This window comes from Helicobacter anseris (genome assembly GCF_003364335.1).
GTDB classification, from domain to species: Bacteria; Campylobacterota; Campylobacteria; order Campylobacterales; family Helicobacteraceae; genus Helicobacter_H; species Helicobacter_H anseris.
On record NZ_NXLX01000033.1, the window covers coordinates 1 to 7442 of the forward strand.

A 7442-nucleotide genomic window follows, 5' to 3' on the forward strand; every position below is an offset into this window, starting at 1 on the left:
AATGCTTTTGCCTATGTAATACATAGTGATACACAAAATGACAGAACCCTAACACGAAAAATCGTGAAGTTATAAAAACTTTAAGACACAATTATAGCAAAAAAATTATAAAGCGAGAGTTTTTCCTTCATAATAATTTTTTCTAATCTCTGGAAGATAGGTTGCTATTTGCAAGTTTCTATAATATTCTAATCTTAACTTATGAATTTTCAAAAGATCTGTTCTATCTGCGTTAATATCACAATATTGCTGCTCGACTGTTTTGAGAGCAATAAATGCACCTTTATGAAAATTGGTGTAATATTTATTGGTTGAACGCCACTGATGAGATATTAAGTAAAAGAATAAAAAATGATAACTCCTTATACACTCTTGAGGAACACAACCTTCCAATCCCTTTTTTAAATCATTTGTCTCTATTATATCTGAGCGATATTTTCCCATTTTTAATTCAGCTTCATTTTTAAAATAAACCGAAAAATAACTATCGATCTCGTAATTATAGAATTCAAGCTTTTTACCTTTAAAGCTATCAGCATAGCCATCTTTTACTCTAATAAAATGGATACCATTTCCCAAATCTACAGTATTTATTTTTTGATTTTCTATATTCATTTATAAAATCCTTTCAATAGGAAAAATCTAATAAGTGTTTCTTTTTTTAATTTAGTGCTTAGCTTTTGCTCTAATTCCAAAAAAATCTTATTAAACTCATTAAGTTCCTCTACTTTGTGATAAAAAATTATTTTTATTTTTTTCTTTGATAAAAATAAATAAAGTCTATTTTCCAAGTCAGAAAAAACGACACTACCCTTTTTTAATCCTGATATATTTTTTTCAATTTCATTCCTTATTAATGCAGATCTCCTATTGTTTTTAAAATTTAACCCAAATTTTTCTTGCAAGAATTTTTGTTCTTTCTCATTGATAAAAAAACTAAAATACTTCAGATCATTATTCTTCGTTATACTTGATGGAGATAATTTTTCACCTCTGCCTTTGGATAGATATTGCTCAAGTGCTTTTTGCTTATCATTCCCCATTGCGTTCTCCTTTTGTAGCTTCTATAAGCTCATTAAAAAATAAAATAAATTCTTCCCTTGCCTTTTGAGATTGTTTATCCTTTGTTTCACAGATTGTCAATCCATTTCTAAAACAATTTTTATATGCTTCTCTTTCAGAAATAGCATTTTGCAAAATTAAAAAGTCTAATTCATCATCTTTTTGTTTTTCTTCTAGGAATTTTCTAACTATATCAATATTTTTTTCCAAAAATGGATTGGTTGAGCTTTTTGAAATAACTATAACAATTTTTAGGACAGGATTAAAAACTTTAGCATCACAAGCGGTCAAAATCATATGATGAAATATATCCATATCTAATTGACTAGGAATAATAGGAATTATAGCAACATCAGAATAGGCAATAGACATTCTCATTTCCATTGTATCTCTACCACCAGTATCTATAACTAGATCATCATATTTTTCTTTTACTTTTGGAATTTGTTTAATCGCATTTCTAACCATTTTTCCGCTTGTAAAGGTCATATCAATATTATTGCTATTTCTAATTTCCATAATTCCACTAGCACTCTCTTGTGGATCTGCGTCAATTAAGAAAACATCTCTACCTTTTTGTGCCAATGCACCAGCTAAATTTAATGCTATTGTAGTCTTTCCGCAACCACCTTTTTCATTCACAATACTGAAAACCATTTTTTATCCTTTATATTTATTTCTTTTATCCAAAAACTGCTTTCAAAGATTTTGTTTTTACATCATCACCAGCACGAGTATAAAATTTCGCCGTAGTGCTAATATTTTGATGTCCTAACAACTCCTGAATAATTTTTAAATCCACTCCCTTACTCACCAAAAAATCTCCAAAACTATGTCTAAAGATGTGGCAACCACTCTTTTGATAAGAGATATTGCACCTAGCTAAAAACCTGTTAATTTTCTGGTAAAAAGACACATACTCAACATTTATAATTTTTTTATCCTCTGGTATTAGATCCAAGAATTCAATTACAATCTCTTTCAAAATGAAAGTTTTTCTAACTTTACCTCCTTTTCCTTTGATGTCTATTGAAAAGAATCTTTCATCGTGTTCTCTAAAATCTCCCTTATTGATCTGCAAGACTTCAGAAACTCTCAATCCAGTGTAAAAAAGAATATTAAGAGCAAGGATATTTCTAATTTGTTGCAAATTTCCTTTTTTTAAAGCTTCTTGGCTTTCTTTTTCTAAAACACTTTGAATTTTTTCTCTTTCTGCCAATGTAAATCTTTCAATCTCTGTATTTTCTTTTATTTTTATGATTTTAGAAAAAACTTTTGAAAAATCCAATAAATCATTATTATTATCGCTTATAAAAGAAAAAAAACATTTTAGTGCAGTAATGTAAGATTTTAAAGTCCAATGAGAAACAATCTCTTTTCTTTTTAATCCCTTTCTACTTTTTTTCAAAATAGATTTGCTCTTTAAAATTCTATCTTTTGTATATGTTAAGAAAGAATTTATATGCATTGATGAAAAATTATCAATAGTAATATTCTTTTCATAAATTGATAGAAAATCAGAAAAATAATCGATTTTATTAGAAAATCTATCAATTGTTGTTTTTTTACAATCCTTTAACAATAAATGTTCTAAAAATGGTTTTTTGTAATCTAAAACCAAATCATATATCGTTCTAATTTCCATATTAAAATGCCTTAGATGGTATTTTATTAAAATATACATATAAACTTACTAAGTTTATATGTATAAAATACGATACAAACTACCAGGTAACAAAAAAATAACTGCTTATTTTTTATTATTAGTTTATATGTATTTTGAAAATATATATAAAAAAAATAATCAAGTCAAGCAATAATTTATATTTTTATCAATTTTTTGATAAAATAACAAAAAAATAAAAGAAAGGATTAAAAAATGGAAAAATTAGATTTTATAAATAAAAATGAAGCAAAAAAGATAAAAATAGCATTAGATGATAATAATCAACAAAAACTATCTGTAATATGTGCATTTGATAATAAAAATATAAAAGATAGTGAATATGTTAATAAGATTCTATCTGAAGCATTAAACTTATATTACAAACAAGTTTTGGAAGAAAAAACAAAAATATTTGATAGATAATCTCAATTAAAGATTTCTTCAAAAATTTTAATTAATTTGTTTGTTAGTTCTGGTGGTATCCAATTGGTATCAATTTTATAAAAAAAATCTTTTGATATTAAAAACTCACCACCATTGACATTTCTACCACTATCAGCAAAAACTTTTACAATTTTGTATTTTTCTCTCTCTATTTTAAGAAAATCATTTTCAATGACAAAACGATATTCCTTGTTATTGATTTTTACTTTTTCTAGGAGTGAGAGTAAAATAAAAGGAAGCTTCCAAACATCAATCTTTGCAAATGTAAAAATATCTCTTTCAAATGCAATCTCTAACATCTCTTTAAAATCTATTGCTAAAAAACGCTCATCTCTGAAAAAAAACTTACAACAAGCATAGATGTGATTAAGGTTCTCTTTGATGTCTTGCAATAAAGCTTTATTTATTTTGCTAGAGTTCTTTTTTACAATATATTTTGCAGGTTTTGCATAAAGACATTTTGAATGTTTTTTGTGATGAAATCTTGCTCTGACGCAAATACTATTTAATGCAAAAGGAAACATTTCTTCATTGCAAAACTCACAAAAAACCACTACTTTTTTACTTCCATATCTTTTTGCATATTCTTCTATAGTGATTTTTTGATGATTAAGAATTGCTGTTTGCATTTTTGCGTGTCAGTATCCTTTTTGACTTAATTTTGTGTATTCTTTACAACCATCTTGATCTTTCAAATCACACGCTTTGCCATAAAACTTTTTAGCTTTGGCGTAGTCATTTCCAAAATCATCGTGATTTTCATACATTGTTCCAAGAACTAAACAAGATTGCACCATCTTTAAATTACACGATTTTTCTAAGAATTCTACACTTTTTGGATTATCAACAAATAGATACTCATATCCTACTTTAGCACAAGATATGCTATTTCCATTATCACATTCTTTTTGAAGTTTTTCCTCTTCTTTCTTTTCTGCATTTGCTTGGAGTGTTATAGACATCATTAGTAATGCGAGTAAGATTTTCTTCATTATTTCTCCTTCTTTAAAACATAAGCTAGAGGTTGAAGATATTCTCCTAGCCCACGCTTATGAGATGAGCTAAGAGGTTTTATCTTAATAGGCTTGACTTATTAGCATTAAAACTAATATAATCACTATCAAGATATGGTGTAATATCTTCATTTGATTACCTCCTTTCATTTGAAAGTAGGTAACCCTAAGGAGGAAGCCACCTCTTTAGGGCAACCTCTACTACAATTATATAATCTCTTAGTTTTAAAAACAAATATCTATATAAATTACAATAGCCTTGATTTGGTTTTTTTGTGATTGATTTTATTTTGTTACATAGTATATGTAGTATTTTACACACATACTATGTATAAATCTATACGCATAATACATATAAAAAGATTAGTATTATTTTGCTACACACAAAAATATTTATACAAAAACCTACCATAATAAGCTTTGGTATAAATATAAAAAACCCCAGAGGGGCGAAATGAAATGGTGTTTAATAAACACTCTGCTCATTTTCTTTAAATTTTTGATACGCTGCAATGATGGCTCTTCGCACAAAAGCGTTACTTGAATCCAAAGCGAATAGCTTATCTGCTCTGATTTCTTTCTGCTCTTTTAAGCCAAACTTTTGCATAAATTGCTCTGTTCCAATAACACAATTTCCAGCATTGTAAGAATCTTTTACATCAACAAAGAATTCTTTCAAATGAGGTTTAATTGCATAATCAAAACCATTTAATTTAGTGCGTTCTCTTCTTAGAAGAATATCCATTATATTTACCATAGAAATTCTAGGGTCAAGAGAATGCTCAACTATTGGTTGAATAATATCGCTATTAAGAGAAAAATGATAAATATTTTCTTGATAGCTATCTTGAAGTGTAGGCGTATCTAATTTCAAATAAAATACAAAATCATTTCTATTATTAAAGTCTTTAATATTTTCTATACTAAATCTACCAAATTGAAAAAACTTCAACCTTTTGAATGTGAATACCTCAATGTTTATTTCTTTGATAGGACAGAAAACTACAGATTTTGTTTCTGGCAAAAATTTAAAATATTTTTTTGTTATGTATTCAGAAAGAAAAGTATTCAATTCTTCTCTATCTTTGTCAATGATGGTTTTTTCATGAACAAATTCAGAAACTAATTGATCTTTAAAATCAATCAACATATCCTCATTCAAAAATAACATTGTAGGGTTATATCTCAACAGTCTATTACAAGTTTCTTCTATAGCTCCTAGAAAATTTAGTTTGTAATTTTCAATATTAATAAAATCAACCAATTCTTTAAGAGCTTTTTTATACTTAAATCCTAGATTTTTTTTTCTGTTAGGAACAATGAAGATTTTTTTGTCCTCATTAATATCAAGATGTTCTTTTACATCTTTTTTTGTTCTAATTTTTTTTAGAATTTCTCTAAACTCTTGATTATCTTCATCATATTCACAATCAAAATAATAGAGCTGAGAGCAAATAGTTTTTGGTGTAATGTAAAACCTTTTTCCTTTGTATTGAGATACAACAAAAAAATCTTTTGCTTTTTCTAAGACTTGTTCCTCAAAATCTTGGTAGGAAAAATCAAAAAAATTATTAAGCTGTTCTTCTGTATAGTAGTAATAGGTTGGAATACACTCAATACTATCTTTTTCTATCGTTCTTAGTGAATTCTCAATTGAGATAATTCTCATATCATCGTAGTTTGAATTATTCTCATCACTCAACAATAGATCAAAACTAGAGCAAATATCAAAAAATAGTCCCTCAATATTATAAAGACTTGGTTCTGTAAAAGTATCTAATCTGAAGGTTTTTGATACTCCTCCAAAATTAATACTAAGAATATTTTTTTTGATGGAAAATTTTGCCATTGGCATACTATTTTTCACCGTCTCTGATACTGCTACTGTTTTAATTAATTCTAATTTTCTTTCTAAATTTTCCATTTTCTATCCTTTATATGTGCGAAAACAAAGAGAGCTTCCCTATTGGAAAACTCATCTATTGCTTTCCAATAGTCATTAAAGTGTCTAAGCACTCAACTTAAAGCTCAATCTGTCCTTTTTAAAGGATTTAATATTTACACCAATTTGGCTTGATATATCCTGGAATATCATCAAACATTCCTTGCATATTCTTTACATTACTAACATTCCAATTGGATAAATCAGCATTGAAGCTATTGCAATCACAGAACATATAAGCCATATTCTTTACCTTGCTAGTATCCCATTTGGAGAGATCAGAAGTGAAGCTATTGCAACAACGAAACATTTCTTTCATATCCCCTACCTTACCAACATTCCATTTGGAAAGATCTGAAGTAAAGCTATTACAACGATTGAACATTCCTTGCATATTCTCTACCTTGCTGACATTCCATTTAGAAAGATCAGCATTGAAACTATCGCAATTAGAAAACATATAAGCCATATCCTTCACATTGCTAGTATTCCACCTAGATAAATCTGAAGTGAAACTATTACAACGATTGAACATTCCTTGCATATTCTCTACATTACTAACATTCCAATTGGAAAGATCTGAAGTAAAGTTTTTGCAATCACAGAACATAAATGCCATATTCTCTACCTTGCTGACATTCCACTTAGATAAATCTGAAGTGAAACTATTACAATCAGAGAACATATAAGCCATATCCTCTACCCTGCTAGTGTCCCATTTAGAGAGATCAGAAGTGAAGTTTTTGCAAAAATAGAACATACTATACATATCCTCTACCTTGCTAGTGTCCCATTTGGAGAGATCAGCATTGAAGTTATAGCAATCACAGAACATAAATGCCATATTCTCTACCTTGCTGACATTCCACTTAGATAAATCTGAAGTGAAATTTTTGCAATTACAGAACATTCTTTGCATATCCTCTACATTGCTAGTATTCCATTTGGAGAGATCAGAAGTGAAGCTATTGCAACAATAAAACATACTTTGCATATCCTCTACATTGCTGACATTCCACTTAGATAAATCTGAAGTGAAACTATCGCACTCATAGAACATATAAGACATATCAATTACTTTACTAGTATTCCATTTGGAGAGATCAGAAGTAAAGCTATTGCAATTAGAAAACATTCCTTGCATATTCTCTACATTACTGACATTCCATTTGGAAAGATCAGCATTGAAGCTATTGCACCAACAGAACATTTCTTGCATATTCTTTACATTACTAACATTCCAGTTTTCAATACCACTGAAATTCATTCTCTCAGTATTAAGAAATAACTGGCTCATATCAGTAATGAGTGAGGT

9 protein-coding genes are annotated in these 7442 nt (G+C 28.0%); 1 reads left to right on the plus strand and 8 read right to left on the minus strand.

The window, feature by feature from the left end; genetic code table 11:
- Positions 1 to 105 precede the first annotated feature (105 nt).
- From CQA57_RS07975 to CQA57_RS07990, 4 genes are read right to left on the minus strand one after another with little or no spacing between them, the layout of a single operon-like run.
- Positions 106 to 615, minus strand: a complete 510-nt coding sequence (locus tag CQA57_RS07975; protein ID WP_115579710.1) for a nucleoside phosphorylase-I family protein — start codon at positions 613 to 615, stop codon at positions 106 to 108.
- Positions 612 to 1043: a hypothetical protein gene (locus tag CQA57_RS07980; protein WP_115579711.1), complete on the minus strand. Its 432-nt coding sequence runs from the start codon at positions 1041 to 1043 to the stop codon at positions 612 to 614. Before CQA57_RS07980 ends, CQA57_RS07975 begins: the two co-directional genes overlap by 4 nt.
- Positions 1033 to 1719 (minus strand): AAA family ATPase, encoded by a 687-nt coding sequence (locus tag CQA57_RS07985; protein WP_115579712.1) that lies wholly within the window; start codon positions 1717 to 1719, stop codon positions 1033 to 1035. The genes CQA57_RS07980 and CQA57_RS07985 overlap by 11 nt, the downstream gene beginning before the upstream one ends.
- Positions 1720 to 1744: 25 nt before the next feature.
- On the minus strand, positions 1745 to 2707 hold the full coding sequence (locus tag CQA57_RS07990; RefSeq protein ID WP_170126865.1) for a tyrosine-type recombinase/integrase: 963 nt from the start codon (positions 2705 to 2707) through the stop codon (positions 1745 to 1747).
- Between the two features lie 234 nt (positions 2708 to 2941).
- Between CQA57_RS07990 and CQA57_RS07995 the strand changes: the two genes are divergently transcribed.
- Positions 2942 to 3151, plus strand: a complete 210-nt coding sequence (locus tag CQA57_RS07995; protein WP_115579714.1) for a hypothetical protein — start codon at positions 2942 to 2944, stop codon at positions 3149 to 3151.
- 2 nt (positions 3152 to 3153) lie between these two features.
- On the opposite strand, the gene CQA57_RS08000 is transcribed toward CQA57_RS07995, so the two are convergent.
- The 4 genes from CQA57_RS08000 to CQA57_RS08015 form a co-directional block, all read right to left on the minus strand.
- Positions 3154 to 3801 (minus strand): hypothetical protein, encoded by a 648-nt coding sequence (locus tag CQA57_RS08000; RefSeq protein ID WP_115579715.1) that lies wholly within the window; start codon positions 3799 to 3801, stop codon positions 3154 to 3156.
- Positions 3802 to 3810: 9 nt separating this feature from the next.
- On the minus strand, positions 3811 to 4164 hold the full coding sequence (locus CQA57_RS08005; protein WP_115579716.1) for a tetratricopeptide repeat protein: 354 nt from the start codon (positions 4162 to 4164) through the stop codon (positions 3811 to 3813).
- Between the two features lie 487 nt (positions 4165 to 4651).
- The gene (locus CQA57_RS08010; RefSeq protein WP_115579717.1) at positions 4652 to 6109 is read right to left on the minus strand and encodes a hypothetical protein; all 1458 of its coding nucleotides are present in this window, start codon (positions 6107 to 6109) and stop codon (positions 4652 to 4654) included.
- A gap of 127 nt (positions 6110 to 6236) precedes the next feature.
- Positions 6237 to 7442: BspA family leucine-rich repeat surface protein (locus CQA57_RS08015; RefSeq protein WP_147288374.1), on the minus strand; the 1206-nt coding region annotated here is incomplete at its 5' end.

Excerpts from the sequence above, each read along its gene's own strand:
- CQA57_RS07975 (WP_115579710.1), bottom strand. The coding sequence starts at position 615 with ATGAATATAGAAAATCAAAAAATAAATACTGTAGATTTGGGAAATGGT.
- CQA57_RS07980 (WP_115579711.1), bottom strand. The coding sequence starts at position 1,043 with ATGGGGAATGATAAGCAAAAAGCACTTGAGCAATATCTATCCAAAGGC.
- CQA57_RS07985 (WP_115579712.1), bottom strand. The coding sequence starts at position 1,719 with ATGGTTTTCAGTATTGTGAATGAAAAAGGTGGTTGCGGAAAGACTACA.
- CQA57_RS07990 (WP_170126865.1), bottom strand. The coding sequence starts at position 2,707 with ATGGAAATTAGAACGATATATGATTTGGTTTTAGATTACAAAAAACCA.
- CQA57_RS07995 (WP_115579714.1), top strand. The coding sequence starts at position 2,942 with ATGGAAAAATTAGATTTTATAAATAAAAATGAAGCAAAAAAGATAAAA.
- CQA57_RS08000 (WP_115579715.1), bottom strand. The coding sequence starts at position 3,801 with ATGCAAACAGCAATTCTTAATCATCAAAAAATCACTATAGAAGAATAT.
- CQA57_RS08005 (WP_115579716.1), bottom strand. The coding sequence starts at position 4,164 with ATGAAGAAAATCTTACTCGCATTACTAATGATGTCTATAACACTCCAA.
- CQA57_RS08010 (WP_115579717.1), bottom strand. The coding sequence starts at position 6,109 with ATGGAAAATTTAGAAAGAAAATTAGAATTAATTAAAACAGTAGCAGTA.